The sequence below is a fragment of the Rhizobium quercicola genome (genome assembly GCF_021168455.1).
In the GTDB taxonomy this organism is placed as follows: domain Bacteria; phylum Pseudomonadota; class Alphaproteobacteria; order Rhizobiales; family Rhizobiaceae; genus Ferranicluibacter; species Ferranicluibacter quercicola.
The window spans coordinates 117198-133059 of sequence record NZ_JAJOZR010000007.1 but is presented as its reverse complement, the minus strand read 5'-3'; the positions used below and the strand labels follow the sequence as shown (position 1 = coordinate 133059).

General features: G+C 65.2%; 18 protein-coding genes. 1 reads left to right on the top strand and 17 read right to left on the bottom strand.

The window, feature by feature from the left end:
• Positions 1-4: 4 nt before the first annotated feature.
• The 4 genes from LRX75_RS12315 to LRX75_RS12300 all read right to left on the bottom strand — a co-directional run bounded on the left by LRX75_RS12315 (position 5) and on the right by LRX75_RS12300 (position 4707).
• Positions 5-238, bottom strand: a complete 234-nt coding sequence (locus tag LRX75_RS12315; protein ID WP_062593005.1) for a BolA/IbaG family iron-sulfur metabolism protein — start codon at positions 236-238, stop codon at positions 5-7.
• Between the two features lie 64 nt (positions 239-302).
• Complete coding sequence (gene purL, locus LRX75_RS12310) at positions 303-2534, bottom strand: phosphoribosylformylglycinamidine synthase subunit PurL (protein WP_231814733.1); 2232 nt, start codon at positions 2532-2534, stop codon at positions 303-305.
• 103 nt (positions 2535-2637) lie between these two features.
• Entirely contained in the window at positions 2638-3231 is a 594-nt protein-coding gene (locus LRX75_RS12305) for an acyloxyacyl hydrolase (protein WP_231814731.1), read from the bottom strand.
• Positions 3232-3297: 66 nt separating this feature from the next.
• Entirely contained in the window at positions 3298-4707 is a 1410-nt protein-coding gene (locus LRX75_RS12300) for an aminotransferase-like domain-containing protein (protein WP_231814729.1), read from the bottom strand.
• Between the two features lie 80 nt (positions 4708-4787).
• Between LRX75_RS12300 and LRX75_RS23350 the strand changes: the two genes are divergently transcribed.
• The gene (locus LRX75_RS23350) at positions 4788-5069 is read left to right on the top strand and encodes a DUF1127 domain-containing protein (RefSeq protein ID WP_338110311.1); all 282 of its coding nucleotides are present in this window, start codon (positions 4788-4790) and stop codon (positions 5067-5069) included.
• Positions 5070-5198: 129 nt separating this feature from the next.
• Here the strand turns inward: LRX75_RS23350 and LRX75_RS12290 are convergent, their stop codons facing one another.
• The 13 genes from LRX75_RS12290 to LRX75_RS12230 all read right to left on the bottom strand — a co-directional run bounded on the left by LRX75_RS12290 (position 5199) and on the right by LRX75_RS12230 (position 15717).
• Positions 5199-5588 (bottom strand): hypothetical protein, encoded by a 390-nt coding sequence (locus LRX75_RS12290; RefSeq protein ID WP_110727930.1) that lies wholly within the window; start codon positions 5586-5588, stop codon positions 5199-5201.
• A 64-nt stretch (positions 5589-5652) separates the two neighbouring features.
• Complete coding sequence (purQ, locus tag LRX75_RS12285; RefSeq protein ID WP_231814726.1) at positions 5653-6324, bottom strand: phosphoribosylformylglycinamidine synthase subunit PurQ; 672 nt, start codon at positions 6322-6324, stop codon at positions 5653-5655.
• Positions 6321-6578, bottom strand: a complete 258-nt coding sequence (locus LRX75_RS12280; RefSeq protein WP_231814724.1) for a hypothetical protein — start codon at positions 6576-6578, stop codon at positions 6321-6323. The genes purQ and LRX75_RS12280 overlap by 4 nt, the downstream gene beginning before the upstream one ends.
• Positions 6579-6596: 18 nt before the next feature.
• The gene (gene purS, locus LRX75_RS12275; RefSeq protein ID WP_231814722.1) at positions 6597-6839 is read right to left on the bottom strand and encodes a phosphoribosylformylglycinamidine synthase subunit PurS; all 243 of its coding nucleotides are present in this window, start codon (positions 6837-6839) and stop codon (positions 6597-6599) included.
• Positions 6840-6882: 43 nt separating this feature from the next.
• Positions 6883-7647: a phosphoribosylaminoimidazolesuccinocarboxamide synthase gene (gene purC, locus LRX75_RS12270; protein WP_092983852.1), complete on the bottom strand. Its 765-nt coding sequence runs from the start codon at positions 7645-7647 to the stop codon at positions 6883-6885.
• A 189-nt stretch (positions 7648-7836) separates the two neighbouring features.
• Entirely contained in the window at positions 7837-9672 is a 1836-nt protein-coding gene (locus LRX75_RS12265) for a putative bifunctional diguanylate cyclase/phosphodiesterase (protein WP_231814720.1), read from the bottom strand.
• A 95-nt stretch (positions 9673-9767) separates the two neighbouring features.
• Entirely contained in the window at positions 9768-10325 is a 558-nt protein-coding gene (locus LRX75_RS12260; RefSeq protein ID WP_231814718.1) for an RBBP9/YdeN family alpha/beta hydrolase, read from the bottom strand.
• 85 nt (positions 10326-10410) lie between these two features.
• The gene (locus tag LRX75_RS12255; RefSeq protein ID WP_231814716.1) at positions 10411-10713 is read right to left on the bottom strand and encodes a PilZ domain-containing protein; all 303 of its coding nucleotides are present in this window, start codon (positions 10711-10713) and stop codon (positions 10411-10413) included.
• Between the two features lie 138 nt (positions 10714-10851).
• Positions 10852-12153: an adenylosuccinate lyase gene (purB, locus tag LRX75_RS12250; protein WP_231814714.1), complete on the bottom strand. Its 1302-nt coding sequence runs from the start codon at positions 12151-12153 to the stop codon at positions 10852-10854.
• A gap of 61 nt (positions 12154-12214) precedes the next feature.
• Complete coding sequence (locus LRX75_RS12245) at positions 12215-12796, bottom strand: hypothetical protein (protein WP_231814712.1); 582 nt, start codon at positions 12794-12796, stop codon at positions 12215-12217.
• Positions 12793-13470 carry a ribulose-phosphate 3-epimerase gene (rpe, locus tag LRX75_RS12240; protein ID WP_231814710.1) on the bottom strand — a complete coding sequence of 226 codons (678 nt, stop codon included), beginning with the start codon at positions 13468-13470 and terminating at the stop codon, positions 12793-12795. The genes LRX75_RS12245 and rpe overlap by 4 nt, the downstream gene beginning before the upstream one ends.
• 131 nt (positions 13471-13601) lie before the next feature.
• Positions 13602-14615, bottom strand: coding sequence for a P1 family peptidase (locus tag LRX75_RS12235; protein ID WP_231815019.1), 1014 nt, complete (start codon positions 14613-14615; stop codon positions 13602-13604).
• Between the two features lie 16 nt (positions 14616-14631).
• Positions 14632-15717 carry an ABC transporter substrate-binding protein gene (locus LRX75_RS12230; RefSeq protein ID WP_231814708.1) on the bottom strand — a complete coding sequence of 362 codons (1086 nt, stop codon included), beginning with the start codon at positions 15715-15717 and terminating at the stop codon, positions 14632-14634.
• Between the last annotated feature and the right edge of the window lie 145 nt (positions 15718-15862).

Below are 15862 nucleotides of genomic sequence, written 5' to 3'. Positions count from 1 at the left end.
GCGCTTACTCCGGCACCGAGGTCTGCAGGGCGAGCGCGTGCAGCACGCCGCCCATATTGCCCTGGAGCGCGTTGTAGACCATCTGGTGCTGCTGCACCCGGCTCTTGCCGCGAAAGGCTTCCGCGACCACTTCAGCCGCATAATGATCGCCGTCGCCGGCGAGATCGCGGATGGTGACCTGCGCACCGGGAATGCCGGTCTTGATCATGTCCTCGATATCGCCCGGTTTCATCGCCATGAGGTGTTCTCCTTGTTCCCGTACCGGTCAACGCGTCCGGGCCGGATCCGGTTCATTCCGTGGCCTATTCGGTCGCGGGCAGCTCGCCGGACATGTAGTCAGGGAACCATGATTCATACGCCTTTTGCAATCTCTCGATCGGAACGGGGCGGGCCGCACCCAGCGTGACGGTCGCGCCGCCGGTCTTGCCGATGACGGGGGCATAGACGCCGCGGATCTCGGCGATGTTCTGGATTTCCTCGACATCGTCGGTCTTGACCGTGACGACGTAGCGGGCCTGATCCTCGCCGAAGAAGACGGGGATGGGATCGCGGCCCTCGACGGCATCGATCGTGGCGCCGATCTCGGAGGCGATGGCCATTTCGGCGATGGCCAGGGCGAGGCCGCCGGACGAGCAATCGTGGACGGCTGTGACGAGGCGATCGCGGATCAATTCGCGGACGAAATCGCCGGACTTGCGCTCCAGCGCCAGATCGACATGCGGCGGCGGGCCGTCGGTGCGGCCGTGAATATCGCGCATATAGACGGACTGGGCGAGGTGGGTGCCGAGTTCCACCGGCGCGCCGATCAGGAGAATCGTCTGGCCTTCGGCTGCAAAGCGGATGCGGGCCATCTTCGACCAGTCGTCGATGAGGCCGACGCCGGCAATGGTCGGGGTCGGCAGGATCGCCTGCCCGTGGGTCTCGTTGTAGAGCGAGACGTTGCCCGACACGATCGGGAAGTCGAGCGCGAGGCAGGCTTCACCGATGCCCTTGATGGCATGAACCAGCTGGCTCATGATCTCGGGCTTTTCCGGGTTGCCGAAATTGAGGTTGTCGGTGGCGGCCAGCGGCAGCGCGCCGGTCGCGGTCATGTTGCGCCAGCACTCGGCGACGGCCTGCTTGCCGCCTTCGAACGCGTCGGCCTCGACATAGCGGGGCGTGACGTCCGAGGAGAAGGCGAGCGCCTTCGTCGCGTGGCCCTCGACGCGCACGACACCGGCGTCCCCGCCGGGCAGCTGCAGCGAATTGCCCTGGATCAGCGTATCGTATTGCTCGTACACCCAGCGGCGCGACGCGTTGTTCGGAGATCCCACGAGCGTCAGCAGCGCGTCCGCGATATCGGTCTGGGGAATGTCGTCGGCAGCCAGGGGCGCCGGCACTTTGGCGGGCGTCCAGGGGCGATCATATTCCGGGGCTTCGTCGCCCAGTTCCTTGATCGGCAGGTTGGCGACTTCCTCGCCCTGGTGGAGAACCCGGAAGCGCAGGTCATCCGTGGTCTTGCCGACGATCGCGAAGTCGAGGCCCCATTTGACGAAGATCGCCTTGGCCACCTCTTCCTTGGAGGGCTCCAGCACCATGAGCATGCGCTCCTGGCTTTCGGAGAGCATCATTTCATAGGCCGTCATGCGCTCTTCGCGCACCGGCACCTGGTCGAGGATCAGCTCGATGCCGAGGTCGCCCTTGGCGCCCATCTCGACGGCCGAGCAGGTGAGGCCGGCGGCGCCCATGTCCTGAATGGCGATGACGGCACCCGTCTTCATCAGTTCGAGGCAGGCTTCCAGCAGGCATTTCTCGGTGAAGGGGTCGCCGACCTGCACCGTCGGACGTTTCTCTTCGATCGATTCGTCGAATTCGGCCGACGCCATCGTCGCACCGCCGACGCCGTCGCGGCCGGTCTTCGCGCCGAGATAGACGACGGGCAGGCCGACGCCTTTCGCTTCGGACAGGAAGATGGCGTCTGTCTTGGCAAGGCCCGCCGCAAACGCGTTGACGAGGATGTTGCCGTTGTAGCGGGCGTCGAACTCGACCTCGCCGCCGACCGTGGGCACGCCGAAGGAATTGCCGTAACCGCCGACGCCGGCAACGACGCCGGAAACGAGGTGGCGGGTCTTCGGGTGATCCGGCGCGCCGAAGCGCAAGGCATTCATGGCGGCAATCGGCCGCGCGCCCATGGTGAACACGTCGCGCAGAATGCCGCCGACGCCCGTCGCCGCGCCCTGATAGGGCTCGATGAAGGAGGGGTGATTGTGGCTTTCCATCTTGAAGACGACGCAGTCGCCGTCATCGATATCCACGACGCCCGCATTTTCACCCGGGCCCTGAATGACGCGCGGTCCCTTGGTCGGCAGCGTCTTCAGCCACTTCTTGGACGACTTGTAGGAGCAGTGCTCGTTCCACATGGCCGAGAAGATGCCGAGTTCGGTAAAGCTCGGCTCGCGGCCGATCAGATCCAGGATGCGCTGGTATTCGTCCGGCTTCAGGCCGTGGGAGGCGATGAGATCCGGCGTGATCGGGCGGGCATTTGAGATGGCCATGTGAAGGTTCCCTGAGACGTTGGGCGGTTCTTAGCCGAAGCCCGCCCGTCGCGCGACAGGAAAATGCCATGGGAATGCTGCCAAATGGCGGGAAAAGTGGTTTTCAGAATCGATAACCGAGCATCAGGCCGGCCCGCGTGAAGCCGCCGTTCGGCCCGTCGCAGAGCTTGGCATGAGAGGCATGTTCCACCTGGCCGACCAGGCTCCATTTTTCATCGAGGCGATAGCCGACGGCCGCATATTCATGGAACAGCAGCCGGCAGCCGAGACGGGGGCCGTCCTCGCGCGACCCATCGAGCTTGCCGTCATGCACGAGGCCGCCGAAACCGGCGTCGAGGAACAGCTTCGGGTTGACGTCGACGGTCCAGTTCAGGCCGGCATAGGCCAGATTGGCGCCGCTGCCCGTGCCGATCTCCCCGCCGACATGGACCCGCGGACGGGCAAGCGCATCCTGCCAGCCGGCGGCCGTCGCGCGGTCGAACGGATCGAAGAACAGGGTGGCTGCGGGGAAGATGCCGTCTTCGTGGAGGTTGCCATCCGCAATGGACGCGGTGGCGCCGAAGCGGAGCTCGTCGAAGGTGCCGTCGCCGGCGGCGGCGGGCAGGGCAAAGCCGGTTTCCGCACTGACGAGAAGGAGGCAGGCCAGCGCCAGAGGGCGGCGTCTTTGCTCTCGCTGGGTGATGCCGGCAGGAATCATGTGAGTGTCCACGCTTACGAAGGTCGTGCGTGGACTGAAGCAGGTCTGTCTTGCGGCAGGCTTGCCTCAACTGGCGCTGTCGTAGCCGGCCAGACCCCCATCGAGAACGTTCTTCAGGAGATGGAGGCCGCGGCGGATATCCTCGCGCCCGTGATTGGAAAAGGCGATGCGGACCCTGTGGTGCACCTTCTCGGAGCGCCCGGCCTTGAACTCGTCTTCGCCGTCGATCAACACGCCGGCCTCGAAAGCGGCGGCCTTGAACGTGCCGGCCAGCCAGGGTTCGGGCAATTGCAGCCAGAGGAAGGGGATTTGGGGGCGGGAGCGGAAATCGTGGCCGGCGAGGATCTCGCGGGCAAGGGCTTCCCGCGCCTCCAGCTCCGCGACGACGCGGTTGCGGATGGCCTTCGCCTCGCCGGACAGCACCAGCCTTGCGGCGCACTCCGCCAGCAGGAAGGCGGTGCCGCCGGTCAGCATCTTGTGGGCGATCTTCACGCGGGCGGCAAAGTGCGGCGGGCAGGAGACCCAGCCGCCGCGAATACCGGGCGCAACGGATTTCGACAGGCCGGACACGACGAAGGTCCGCTCCGGCGCGAGGGAGGCGATCATCGGCTGGGTGTCGTTCGTCAGCACGCCATAGATGTCGTCCTCGATGACCAGAATATTGTATCGCCGCGCGATGGCGGCGATCTCCTGACGGCGGGTGCGATCCATCGTGGCAAGGGTCGGATTCTGCAGTGTCGGCATCAGGAAGACGACGGCCGGGTGCTGCTGCTGGCAGATGCGTTCGAAATCCTCCGGCACGAGGCCCTGGTCGTCGATCTCTCCGGCCAGAATGCGCCGGCCCATGAGGCTGAGCGCGCGGGCGACCTGGCTGTAGGTCATGTCTTCGAACAGAATGCGATCACCGGGCGCCGTCACGGCCGTGACGACCGAGACGATGGCGGCGTGGACGCCCTGCGTGACGACGATTCCCGCGACATCCGGCACCCAGCCGGAGCGTGACATCCAGGCAGCGCCAGCGTCCTGCCAGTGCATCGGCGCCGCGCGGGTGTAATCGGCGACCTCCGTCGGATGGTCGGCGACGACCTGCGCCAGGATCTCCTGAACCACAGGCGCTTGCCCGACATGAGACGCGCCGGTCGCATCGAAGCGGAGCTTTCCCGGCAGCGCCTCGAAAGGTCGTGTGCCGGCTAAGGATTTCATCGAATCGGGTGCCGTGTCCGCCGTGGCCTTGCGTTCGCGGACATAGGTGCCGCGCCCCACTTCGCCGGCCACCAGTCCGCGTTCGTGCACGAGGGCGTAGGCGCGGCTGACGGTGCCGAGGGTTACGCCGATATCGAAGGCGAGATTGCGCTGCGCCGGCAGTTTCTCGCCCGGCGGCAGTGCGCCGCTGTCGATCGCGGCCTCGATGGACTGCGCGAGCTTGAGATAAAGCGGTCCGTCGCCGGCCGAGAGATCGGGAAGCCAATTTGTCATGGTGACAATAATGACATTGCCGCATTGTATTTGTCAATTGTACGGATTGTTCCGAAGCGATTTTCCATCATGAAGGAGCAATGCAAATGTCGATCAGTCGCTACAATGATACAATTGCTACAATATACCCGGACGGATTCGAGCGCGAGCGGTTGTTCCGATCAAGCGGCGACATGCTGTCCAGACCGATCCAGAGCCGGCAGGGCTTTTTCAGACGGATGTGGGAGGGATTTGCCGATTGGCGGATGAAGCGTGCAGGACGGCTCGTTCTGAGGGACCTGACAGACGATCAGCTGAAGGACATCGGCCTGACGCGCTGGGAGGTCCGCGAGGAGCTCGGCAAGTCCTACTTCATCGAGTAACTGGCGTGCTGTTCATTCCCGGCAGCAGGTTGCTCGATGAACGCCGTTAAAGAGATTGTCGGCGTGACCCGCGCGATGGCGCGGAGCAGGACAGGCCGTAGGGCTGGCGCGAGACGGCGGGGCCTCGGATCAGCAGCCTTTTTCGCCGGCCATCCAGCGCTTGATGTCGCCCGTCATGCGCGTGCCGACCGGTTCGCTGAACAGGGGGCCGAACGCATCGACCTTGGCCGGATGGCCTTCCGCCTGGATGACGGCAAGCGGCCGGGCCTCGGGATTGTTGCGCTTGACGAGCAGGATGCGCGGGCGACCGGAGAAGGAATTGAGTTCCGGTGCCAGCCGGTAGGACTTGAACGCCGCATCGCCCGACTTGAACCAGCAGGCATTGGCGCTCAGCGCAATGCGCTCCATCGTCGGCAGAGCCGCGACGTTGCGGACGGGGGCCGGCTCCGGTGCCGACTGGCAGCCGGAAAGAAGAGCCGCGATGGCGGCAGCGATGGACGACAGGCAGGCAGGATTCATCGCTGGATCTCGATATGGGGCCGGCCACGCCGGACGCTGTGTCGGAAAGAATCGCGGCCGATGATCAGGCCGCGATGACGTCGAGCGCCGAGGCGAACAGGGCGCGACCGTCCGAGCCGCCATGCGCGGCTTCGATCAGGTTTTCCGGGTGCGGCATCATGCCGAGAACGTTGCCGCGGGCATTGGTTACGGCTGCGATATCGTTCATCGAGCCGTTCGGATTGGTGCCGGCCGCATAGCGGAAGATGACCTGCCCGTTGCCTTCGATCTCCTTCAGCGTTTCCGCATCGGCAAAATAGTTGCCGTCGTGATGGGCGACCGGGCAGCGGATGATCTGGCCTTCCGCATAGGCGCGGGTGAAGTCCGTCGAGGCGTTGACCACTTCGAGCTTGATTTCCTTGCAGACGAACTTCAGCGAGGCGTTGCGCATCAGCGCGCCCGGCAGCAGGCCAGCCTCCAGCAGGATCTGGAAGCCGTTGCAGACGCCCAGCACGCGCACGCCCTGTTCCGCCTTGGCCTTGATCGCCTGCATGACGGGCATGCGGGCGGCGATGGCGCCGCAGCGCAGATAGTCGCCATAGGAGAAGCCGCCGGGAATGACGATCAGATCGACATCCGGAATTTCGGTTTCCGTCTGCCAGATGGTGACCGGCGGCTTGCCGGAGATCATGGTCAGGGCGGTGATCATGTCACGGTCGCGGTTGAGACCGGGGAGCTGAACGACGGCGGACTTCATGGATGCGGATCGAACCTTGCCTGTGCCTCTGCCAGCTCACGCAGCTCGAGGCGGTTTTCAATGCGGTCGAGACGGGTCTCGTGGCGTCCGAGAACGCTGTAGATGTTGTGAATGTCCTGCTGAACGGACACAAGCGTGCCACGCATGCTCTGCATCTCGCTCTTCAGCTCCGTCACGGCATGTCTGATGTGCGATATGTCACCATTCATCCGTTTAAGAAGCTCATACATCAGTTCGTTTGTGACGTTCGTCATGTCACTCTCCCGCAACCTTCAGTCGAGAGAGATAGTATAGTTCTCGATCACGGTGTTTGCCAACAGCTTATCGCACATGGCTTTTACGTCGGTTTCGGCTTTCGCGCGGTCGTCGGTGTCGACCTTGAGGTCGAACACCTTGCCCTGGCGAACCTGGCCGATGCCTTCAAAACCGAGGGCGCCGAGCGCGCCTTCGATGGCCTTGCCCTGCGGGTCGAGAACGCCGTTCTTGAGCGTTACGGTTACGCGTGCGGTGATCACTTGTCGTTTTCCTCGAAACTGTATGCTCTCGGGTTCTGGCGGCTTACTTGACCAGAACCGGACCGGTGCCGCGGGGCGGCTCGTTCTCATTCATGATGCCGAGACGGCGGGCGACTTCCTGATAGGCTTCGACCAGCCCGCCCATGTCGCGGCGGAAGCGGTCCTTGTCCATCTTTTCCTTGGTCTCGACGTCCCACAGACGGCAGCTGTCCGGCGAGATCTCGTCGGCGAGGATGATGCGCATCATATCGCCTTCGAACAGACGTCCGCACTCGATCTTGAAATCGACCAGCTGGATGCCGACGCCGAGAAACAGGCCGGTCAGGAAGTCGTTGACGCGGATGGCGAGCGCCATCACGTCGTCGAGCTCCTGGGGGCTCGCCCAGCCGAAGGCCGTGATGTGCTCTTCGGAGACCATCGGGTCGTCCAGAGCATCGGCCTTGTAATAGAACTCGATGATCGAGCGCGGGAGGACGGTGCCTTCCTCGATGCCCAGGCGCTTGGACAGCGAGCCGGCGGCAACGTTGCGCACGACGATCTCCAGCGGGATGATCTCGACTTCCTTGATCAGCTGCTCGCGCATGTTCAGGCGGCGGATGAAGTGTGTGGGAATGCCGATGCGGTTCAGGTGCGTGAAGATATATTCCGAAATCCGGTTGTTCAGCACGCCCTTGCCGTCGATGACGTCATGCTTCTTCTTGTTGAAGGCCGTTGCATCGTCCTTGAAGAACTGGATCAGCGTGCCTGGCTCCGGGCCCTCATAAAGGATCTTGGCCTTGCCTTCATAGATTCGGCGGCGACGGTTCATAGACTCTGTCTCTTATTGTTGCAGGCGCTGGGAGAGGCGCCTTTTCGTTGGTGCAGTCGGGGCGTGTTTTCTCCCGGGTCCATAGCGGAAAAGAAACCATTTCACAATCGGCGTCTCATCCGTCCGCGGGAAAGGCACGGGCGGATCGCTGCATTGCAGGCCTGCGCCAGCCTCATGGCGCAGGCTCCGTCACTCCGCGGCAGGGGGAGATCCTTCCGTCTGGTGCGCTGTCGCGCCGGCTGCCGCCATGCGCGCCCGCAGAAGAGCTTCGATGTCCGAAGCCGCCATGGGGCGGGCGAGGGCATAGCCCTGCAGGACGTCGCATCCCATCGTCCGGAGCAGATCGATCTGCGCCTGCGTCTCCACGCCTTCCGCGACGATCTCGATCTCGAGCGCGTGGCCCATTTCGACGATCGCGGCGATGAGGAGGCGATGGCGTTCGCCGCGCGTGAGCGGGGCAATGAGCGCGCGATCGATCTTCAGCCGCTTGGGGTGAAGCGTGGTCAGGCCCAGCACGGAGGCGTGGCCGGTGCCGAAGTCGTCGATCTCGATGGCGATGCCGGCCTTGCGGATGCGGTCGATGGCTTTCGCCATCTCGCCGTCGAGAGCATCGAGAAAGATCGATTCGAGCATTTCGAAAACGAAGGTGCCCTTGGGCAGGTTCCTCGTCGGGAAGGAGGCGAGCAACTGCGGATCGAGCAAGCGGCGGGCGGAAATGTTGACGGACATGCGCGGGATGCCGAGACCTTCGCGCCCCCAGCGCATAAAGTCCGCGCAGGCTTTCTCCGCAATCGACCGGTCGATGCGCCACATCGCGTCGATGTCTTCGGCGATCTTCAGAAAGCGGTCGGGGGCGAGAACGCCGTGCTGGGGATGCTGCCACCGCGCCAGGGTTTCGACACCGCAGACCTCGAGCGTCTTCGCATCGAACTGCAGCTGATAGAACGGCATGAACGCGTCGTCGTCCAGACCGCGCAGAATGTCGTCGGCCGTCTGCTTGATCGCGCGGTTGCGGTTCTCCAGTTCCGCGGTGAAGAGAACGGTGCGGCTGCCCTTCTGCGCCTTGGCAGAGGACAGGGCGATCGCCGCATTGATCAGCGCCTGGCGTCCATCCACCTCGTCGCCGGTTCGGGACAGGCCGATGCTGACGCCGCAGCGACAGAGGTGGCCGTCGCAGGGAATGGGCGCTTCAAGGATGCGGATGACCTCGTCCGCGATCTCTGCGGCCTTCTCCGAGCGCTCGCCGGCCGCGAGCACGAAAGCGAACTCGTCGCCGCCGATGCGCGCGAGCCATTCCTCCTCGAGACGCAAATTCTCCAGCAGGCCGGCCACGTGAACGATGGCGGCGTCGCCCGCCCTGTGGCCGAGCGTATCGTTGATCTCCTTGAAGCGGGAGAGATCGATATGCAGGACGGCGTGCACGGGACGGGGACCGTCCGGGGGAGCGGGAAGGCCGTCCAGCCAGCGCAGGAGAGCATGCCGGTTCGCAAGGCCCGTGAGCTGGTCCTGCAGGGCGCGACGCTCGATCTCGCGCCAGGCGCTTTCCAGGGCCTCGTACCGGGTCTCCGACAGCGTGCGGGCCTGTTCGAGGCTCTGCTGCAGCATGACGTCGTCCGTCACATCCCAATTGGCGCCGAGCAGCCGGAGGTGGCCTTTTCCATCGCGGAACGTAACGGAGCGGGAGCGGATGTAGCGCACCTCGCCATCGGGCCGGATGATGCGGAACGCGTTGACGAAGGGCTCGCCGGAGGCGATTCCCGCATCGATCGCCGCCCAGGTCCGTTCGCGGTCATCGGGGTGAAGCGTCTTTTCGAGAAGGTCGCCCTCGTCTTCGTCCGGCTGATCGCCGTAGCCGAAAATCTGCATGAGAACGGCATCGCGCGTGACGCGCCCGGTTTCCAGATCCGCATCGAACACGCCGATCTTGGAGACGTCGAGTGCGAGCCTCAGGCGCCGGGAAACCTCCTCCGGCGGAACCGTGTCGAGGGGAGCGCGGTCGCTCTGGCTGCCAGGTTCGCTCGTCACATCCACGTCCGCCCAGCCTGGGGAGTATCGCCCGAGACGGTTTCGTCTTCAGGCACCTTTCCATTGATCAGGATTCACCCAGATATTGCGGTAAGTCAAGGCTTTAGGCGGCTGAGAAACTGCGCAAAGACCATCGTGCCCTCGGGCCAGGGGCCGTGGCCCGATTCGGCATTGAGATGGCCGGACTCGCCCGCATCCACGAGGATGGAGCCCCAGGCATTGGCGATATCGCCGGCATGCTCGTAGGATCCAAAATGATCGTTGCGGCTGGCGACGATCATGGAGGGGAAGGGCAGCGGGTCGCGCGGGTAGGGGCCGAACGTCATCAGATGTTTCGGGCGGATCTTCGGGTTCTCGACATCCGGTGGCGCGACGAAGAAGGCGCCGGCAATCTTGTGCTGGTTTTCCTTGGAAATTGCATGCACGGCCGTGGCGACGCCGAGGGAATGCGCAACGATGACGACGGGTTTCGTTGCCGCCGCGATCTCCTCGTTCATCCGGGCGACCCAATCCTCGCGCACGGGCTTCACCCACTCCGCCTGTTCGACGCGGCGCGCCGAGGCGAGCTTGCTTTCCCAGCGTGTCTGCCAGTGATCCGGGCCGGAATTGGTGTATCCGGGGACGATGAGGATGTCTGCTTCCGAAGCTTTCATGATTTCGCGATGTGCGTCGGCCTGCCGTCGTTGTCAAGACCTGCGGGCGTCACGCACCGCGTTTGCGGCCTGCCGCGCGCGTCATCTACCGGAAAAACTTGTAGTAGGAGGCGATCTTGGCGCTGGTGTTGGACGAGGTCATCAGGCGCACGCCAATCTGGTCGCCCCGTGCCCACTGCACCATGCCGTTCAACCGCCCGAGCTCTTCGGTCTCGATGATGACCGCCTGGCCCTGGGTTGCCTTGATATCGTAGGCCAGTTGCAGGCTCATGCCTGCATCCGACAGATCGACCACGGTGCCCGAGCTCGTCTTGTCCCGGCAGGTGACGCGAGCCGCGAGCTTGGCGCGGGACCGCGTCTCTCGTTCCATACCCATTTGTGCCGGCATGTCGGTGCTGCTCCCTCGTCTGCATGTTAGCTGCAGTTTACAAACTATCGGGAAGCCTTCACCAAAGCCTTGCGAAGATCGGTCGCATTCTATTGAAGGCGACCGATCCCGCGATTCTGGACGGATCGGCGTCAGGCCTCAGCCGAAGACGCGACGGAAGATCGTGTCGACATGCTTGGTGTGGTAGCCGAGGTCGAATTTCTCGCGGATGTCGGCCTCCGGCAGGTAGCCCCGCACTTCGTCATCGGCGAGAAGCTCTTCCAGGAAATCCTTGCCCTGTTCCCACACCCGCATCGCATTGCGCTGGACGAGGCGATAGGCGTCTTCGCGCGAGGCGCCGGCCTGCGTGAGGGCGAGGAGGACGCGCTGCGAGTGGACGAGGCCGCGGAACTTGTTGAGGTTGCCCATCATGTTGTCCGGGTAGACCAGCAGCTTGTCGATGACATTGGTCAGGCGGGCGAGGGCGAAATCGAGCGTCACGGTTGCGTCCGGGCCGATCATGCGCTCGACCGAGGAGTGCGAGATATCACGCTCGTGCCAGAGGGCGACGTTTTCCATGGCCGGAATGGAGAAGGCGCGCACCATGCGGGCGAGGCCCGTCAGGTTTTCCGTCAGCACCGGATTGCGCTTGTGCGGCATGGCGGAGGAGCCCTTCTGGCCCGGCGAGAAATATTCCTCGGCTTCCAGAACTTCCGTGCGCTGCAGATGGCGGATTTCGGTGGCGACGCGCTCGACCGACGACGCGATGACGCCGAGGGTGGCGAAGTACATGGCGTGACGGTCGCGCGGGATGACCTGTGTGGAGACGGGCTCCGGCTTGAGGCCGAGGGCGGCGGCGACATGCTCTTCGACGCGGGGGTCGATATTGGCGAAGGTGCCGACGGCACCGGAGATCGCACAGGTGGCGATCTCCTCACGCGCAACGACGAGGCGGGCGCGGCAGCGCTCGAACTCGGCATAGGCGAGGGCCAGCTTCACCCCGAAGGTGGTGGGCTCGGCATGGATGCCGTGGGAGCGGCCGATGGTGACCGTGTCCTTGTGCTCGAAGGCGCGGCGCTTCAGGGCGTCGAGCAGGCGGTCCATGTCGGCCAGGAGCAGGTCCGTCGCCTTGACGAGCTGGACGCTGAAGCAGGTGTCGAGCACGTCCGAGGACGTCATGCCCTGATGCACGAAACGGGCATCCGGGCCGACGATTTCAGCGAGATGGGTGAGGAAGGCGATGACGTCGTGCTTGGTGACGGCTTCGATCTCGTCGATCCGGTCAACGTCGAAGGTGGCGGCGCCGCCCTTTTCCCAGATGGTGCGCGCGGCGTCCTTGGGGATGACGCCAAGCTCGGCGAGCGCGTCGCAGGCATGCGCCTCGATTTCGAACCAGATGCGGAACTTGGATTCGGGCGACCAGATGGCGACCATTTCCGGCCGGGAATAGCGGGGGATCATCGGCTGTCAGCTTTCTCTCGGATATCGTTGGCCGAGCCTCTATCAAAGATGTCCGGCAAGCTCAACGCCGAACGGCGTTTACGCTCTCGTGCCTGCGCTCCCGCGTCAGCCACAGGCTCATGCCGAGAAGTGCCGGTAGCCCGATCGGCATGTAAAGCCGCACGCCCATGACGATGAACTGGTAGACGGCGCCCGCACTGGTGAAGGCGAACTGGTAGAACCAGATGCGGGTGGCAAACGGCGCATGCCAGCGGGCGAAGAACAGGCGATACTGCATGGCGAACAGAAAGGCCGTCAAGCCGATCGTCAGAAGGGTCAGACAGAGGAAGGTGCCGGCAAAGCGTGTTTCGGCGCGCCGGCCGAACGCCAGCGCTCGCGAGAGGAATACGCTGACCGGGAAGGCGAGCATGCCGCCGAGGAAATAGAGGATCACGACCGAGACGCTGTGGCCGGTTCCGGCCCGCCCGTACAGGAAGAGGGAGACGAGGGCGCAAAGCGACATCATGAGCCCCCAGACCGGTGAGAGGTGCAGGTGGCGTCGCGTGTCTTGCCAACCGGCGCGCAACCGGTCTCCGATCACCGTGCTCAGGCCCGGACGCGGCGTGCCCGTCGGCAGCCGCGCCGGGCCGCCGTCGATGGTCATCCGCGACCGCCTTCCGCAAGCGCGCGGAGCGTGTCGATCGCGGTGCGATAGGCTTCGGGCGAGCCGCCGCCATAGATCGCGGACCCCGCGACGAAGACATTCGCGCCGGCGGCGGCGGCGGTGGCGATCGTTGCCTCGGTGATGCCGCCGTCGACCTGGATGTCGATCGGCCGGTCACCGATGAGGCTGCGGACGCGGCGGATCTTGTCGAGCGTCGGCTCGACGAATTTCTGGCCGCCGAAGCCGGGATTAACGGTCATCACGAGCACAAGATCGACCGTATCGAGGAGGTATTCGACAGTGGCCTCCGGCGTGGCGGGGTTGATGGCGACCCCCGCCTTCTTGCCAAGGCCGCGGATTGTCTGGAGCGAACGGTGCAGATGCGGGCCGGCCTCGGCATGCACGGTGATGCTGTCGCATCCGGCCTTGGCGAAAGCTTCGAGATAGGGATCGGCGGGAGCAATCATCAGGTGGCAGTCGAAGGGTGCGGCCGTCACGGGACGCAGAGCCTTTACGACATCGGGGCCGAAGGTGATGTTGGGCACGAAATGGCCATCCATCACATCGAGATGCACCCAATCGGCGCCGGCCGCCACGACGTCGCGCACCTCCTCACCAAGCCGCGCGAAATCGGAGGCGAGAATGGACGGGGCGATACGAATGGGACGCGGCATGCTCAAATCTCCAGGACGCGTTTCCCTCGCTTCGATGCAAGGAAAGCGGCTGCATCATTCTTCCCTGAACCGATTCCGGTCCGAGTGCTGTTGCAGTAGCACTGGCGGACGGGCCCGGCAATGTCGGGTGTTCAGGGCTTCTTGGGCTGCAGGTCGTGCCAGCAAGGCCGGATGTCGCCTTCCGCCGGGGTCGCGTCGTGCACGCCACGCGCAATCGCGCGCGCCATCGTGGCGGCAGCGGCGGCACAGAGAGCGAGAAAATCCGCCGGGCTGAGATTGCCGGGCCGTCGGCCCGTCGACAGGGCAAAGACCAGATCGCCGTCGAGCGGCGTGTGCGATGGCCAGAGGGCGCGGGAGAAGCCGTCATGCGCGGCGACGGCAAGGCGCTTGGCTTCGGCCTTGGTCAGCGAGACGTCCGTGGCGATCACGGCGATTGTCGTGTTGGCCATCGGCGTGACGGCATCGAGCTTCGTGCGGATGGCCGTCGCGTTTTCCGGCAGGGGCACGGGCAGGCCCAGCCCGCCGAACTCTTCTTCCAGTTCGAAAGGGGCGGCCCAGAAGCAGGCGGTGTCGCCGATGGTCGCCGAGCCGAGCGGGTTGACGGCGGCGAGCGCGCCGACGGTGATGCCGCTGCCAAGGATGGTGGACGCGGTGCCGAGGCCGCCCTTGACGGTGGCGGTGTTGGCGCCGGTGCCGGCACCGACGCTGCCGGTCGCGACCTCGTCCGCCGCGGCCATGGCGGCGGTGTAGCCGAGGTCGCGATAGGGCGCATAGGTGCCCCAGTTCTTGTCGCCGCCATTGTTGAGGTCGAACAGGATGGCGGCCGGGACGATCGGCACGATGGCCGGTCCGACCTTCAGCCCGCGACCCATGGCGCGGAGCGCCGCCTGCACGCCCGACGCCGCATCGAGACCGAAGGCGGAGCCGCCGGCAAGGCAGAGCGCATCCACGGTCTGCACGCTGTTGTGGGGCTCCAGGAGGTCTGTTTCGCGCGTGCCGGGCGCGCCGCCGATGATCGATACCGCGCCGACGGCCGGCGGATCGCAGAGGATCGCGGTGACGCCGGACTTCAGTCGCTCGTCCTGCGCGTGGCCGACCGCCAGTCCGGGAACATCGGTCAGCGCATTGCGGGGTCCACGTCGCATCGTCATGTCGCGGCCCTCACTCGCCCGGCGGCGGCGCGTCCACGAAGCGGCCCTGGCGCCATTCCATCACTCTGTAGGGATTGTCGGCGAGCTCGTGGCCGGCATCGAAGCGGATGGGTCCGACGACGGTCGGGTAGGACGCTTTCGGCAGCGCGTCGGCAAGCGGCGTGCCGTCCTTCAGCGCGCGGTCTTTTGCCTGCTCAGCCAAGGTCATGGCGGCGAACGCCGGCAGGGCATAGCCTTCGGGCACGATATTGGCGGCCCGCATCGCCGCCGCCGTGGCGGCTGCCTGCGGCAGGGTCGACGCCTCCGGCAGCGTGACGGCGAGGACGCCATCCGCCAGCGGGACCGGCGGATCGGCCGCATCGAGCGCCTCGCCGCCCAGAAGCGTCAGCGCGAGTTTCTCACTGCGGGCATCGCGCGCGATGATTGCGGCATCGCTCCGGTCGCCGCCGATCAGCACATGGGTCGCGCCGCTGCGGGCGAGGCGGCGCACGAGGCTGACCTGCTGCTCCTGCGCCGGGCGGTAGGTATCGGAGAAGACCGGCGTCATGCCCGCCTCGGCCAGAGCCGACCGCACGCCTTCCACGAGATCGCGCCCGTGGATCGTGCCGTCGTCGATCAAGGCGAGGGGCTCGCCCTTCCAGCGCTCGAGGATGACGCTGGCAATCGTCTCGACCTCCTTGCGTGCATTCGGCACCAGCCGGTAGAGCGGCCAGCCATTCTTGCGCGCGTCTTCCATGAGGATATCGGAGCGGACGCTCAAGGTGACGGCGGGGATGCCGGTGCCGGCAAGCGTCGGCAGGACGGCGTCGAGGCTCTCGGTGCAGAGGAAGCCGACCAGCGCCTCGGCGCCCGCCGCAGCGACGGCGGTCTTCAGGGCCTCGGCGTCGCCGGCCTCGCAGGTTTCGGGAATGGCGACCACCTCGGAGCCGCGGGCCTCCGCCTGAAACCGCGCGCCTTCGAGGACCTGACGCCCGAGCAGAGCGAGCGGCCCTTCGACGGGGGCGACGACACCGACCTTCAGCCCGGCCGCGGCAGCACCGGAGGCCAGGCCGGCGGCGAGTGCGAAAGCGGGAATGAGGACGAGGGCGCGGGACATGGATCTTTCGGTTTTTCGGGGCACGACGCAACGACGTGCCGTCTCTTCGACCGGATCTCGGCATCTTTGATGACGATGCAAGCGGCCGGCTTTCCCCATGTTCGGCAATCCGGGGACGCGCGTCAAAGGAAAACGGCCGGTTCCC

What these genes read in the sequence shown, in the direction of transcription:
- LRX75_RS12315 (WP_062593005.1), bottom strand. Translation starts at nt 238, where the DNA reads ATGGCGATGAAACCGGGCGATATCGAGGACATGATCAAGACCGGCATT.
- purL (WP_231814733.1), bottom strand. Translation starts at nt 2,534, where the DNA reads ATGGCCATCTCAAATGCCCGCCCGATCACGCCGGATCTCATCGCCTCC.
- LRX75_RS12305 (WP_231814731.1), bottom strand. Translation starts at nt 3,231, where the DNA reads ATGATTCCTGCCGGCATCACCCAGCGAGAGCAAAGACGCCGCCCTCTG.
- LRX75_RS12300 (WP_231814729.1), bottom strand. Translation starts at nt 4,707, where the DNA reads ATGACAAATTGGCTTCCCGATCTCTCGGCCGGCGACGGACCGCTTTAT.
- LRX75_RS23350 (WP_338110311.1), top strand. Translation starts at nt 4,788, where the DNA reads ATGCAAATGTCGATCAGTCGCTACAATGATACAATTGCTACAATATAC.
- LRX75_RS12290 (WP_110727930.1), bottom strand. Translation starts at nt 5,588, where the DNA reads ATGAATCCTGCCTGCCTGTCGTCCATCGCTGCCGCCATCGCGGCTCTT.
- purQ (WP_231814726.1), bottom strand. Translation starts at nt 6,324, where the DNA reads ATGAAGTCCGCCGTCGTTCAGCTCCCCGGTCTCAACCGCGACCGTGAC.
- LRX75_RS12280 (WP_231814724.1), bottom strand. Translation starts at nt 6,578, where the DNA reads ATGACGAACGTCACAAACGAACTGATGTATGAGCTTCTTAAACGGATG.
- purC (WP_092983852.1), bottom strand. Translation starts at nt 7,647, where the DNA reads ATGAACCGTCGCCGCCGAATCTATGAAGGCAAGGCCAAGATCCTTTAT.
- LRX75_RS12260 (WP_231814718.1), bottom strand. Translation starts at nt 10,325, where the DNA reads ATGAAAGCTTCGGAAGCAGACATCCTCATCGTCCCCGGATACACCAAT.
- LRX75_RS12255 (WP_231814716.1), bottom strand. Translation starts at nt 10,713, where the DNA reads ATGCCGGCACAAATGGGTATGGAACGAGAGACGCGGTCCCGCGCCAAG.
- purB (WP_231814714.1), bottom strand. Translation starts at nt 12,153, where the DNA reads ATGATCCCCCGCTATTCCCGGCCGGAAATGGTCGCCATCTGGTCGCCC.
- LRX75_RS12245 (WP_231814712.1), bottom strand. Translation starts at nt 12,796, where the DNA reads ATGACCATCGACGGCGGCCCGGCGCGGCTGCCGACGGGCACGCCGCGT.
- rpe (WP_231814710.1), bottom strand. Translation starts at nt 13,470, where the DNA reads ATGCCGCGTCCCATTCGTATCGCCCCGTCCATTCTCGCCTCCGATTTC.
- LRX75_RS12235 (WP_231815019.1), bottom strand. Translation starts at nt 14,615, where the DNA reads ATGCGACGTGGACCCCGCAATGCGCTGACCGATGTTCCCGGACTGGCG.
- LRX75_RS12230 (WP_231814708.1), bottom strand. Translation starts at nt 15,717, where the DNA reads ATGTCCCGCGCCCTCGTCCTCATTCCCGCTTTCGCACTCGCCGCCGGC.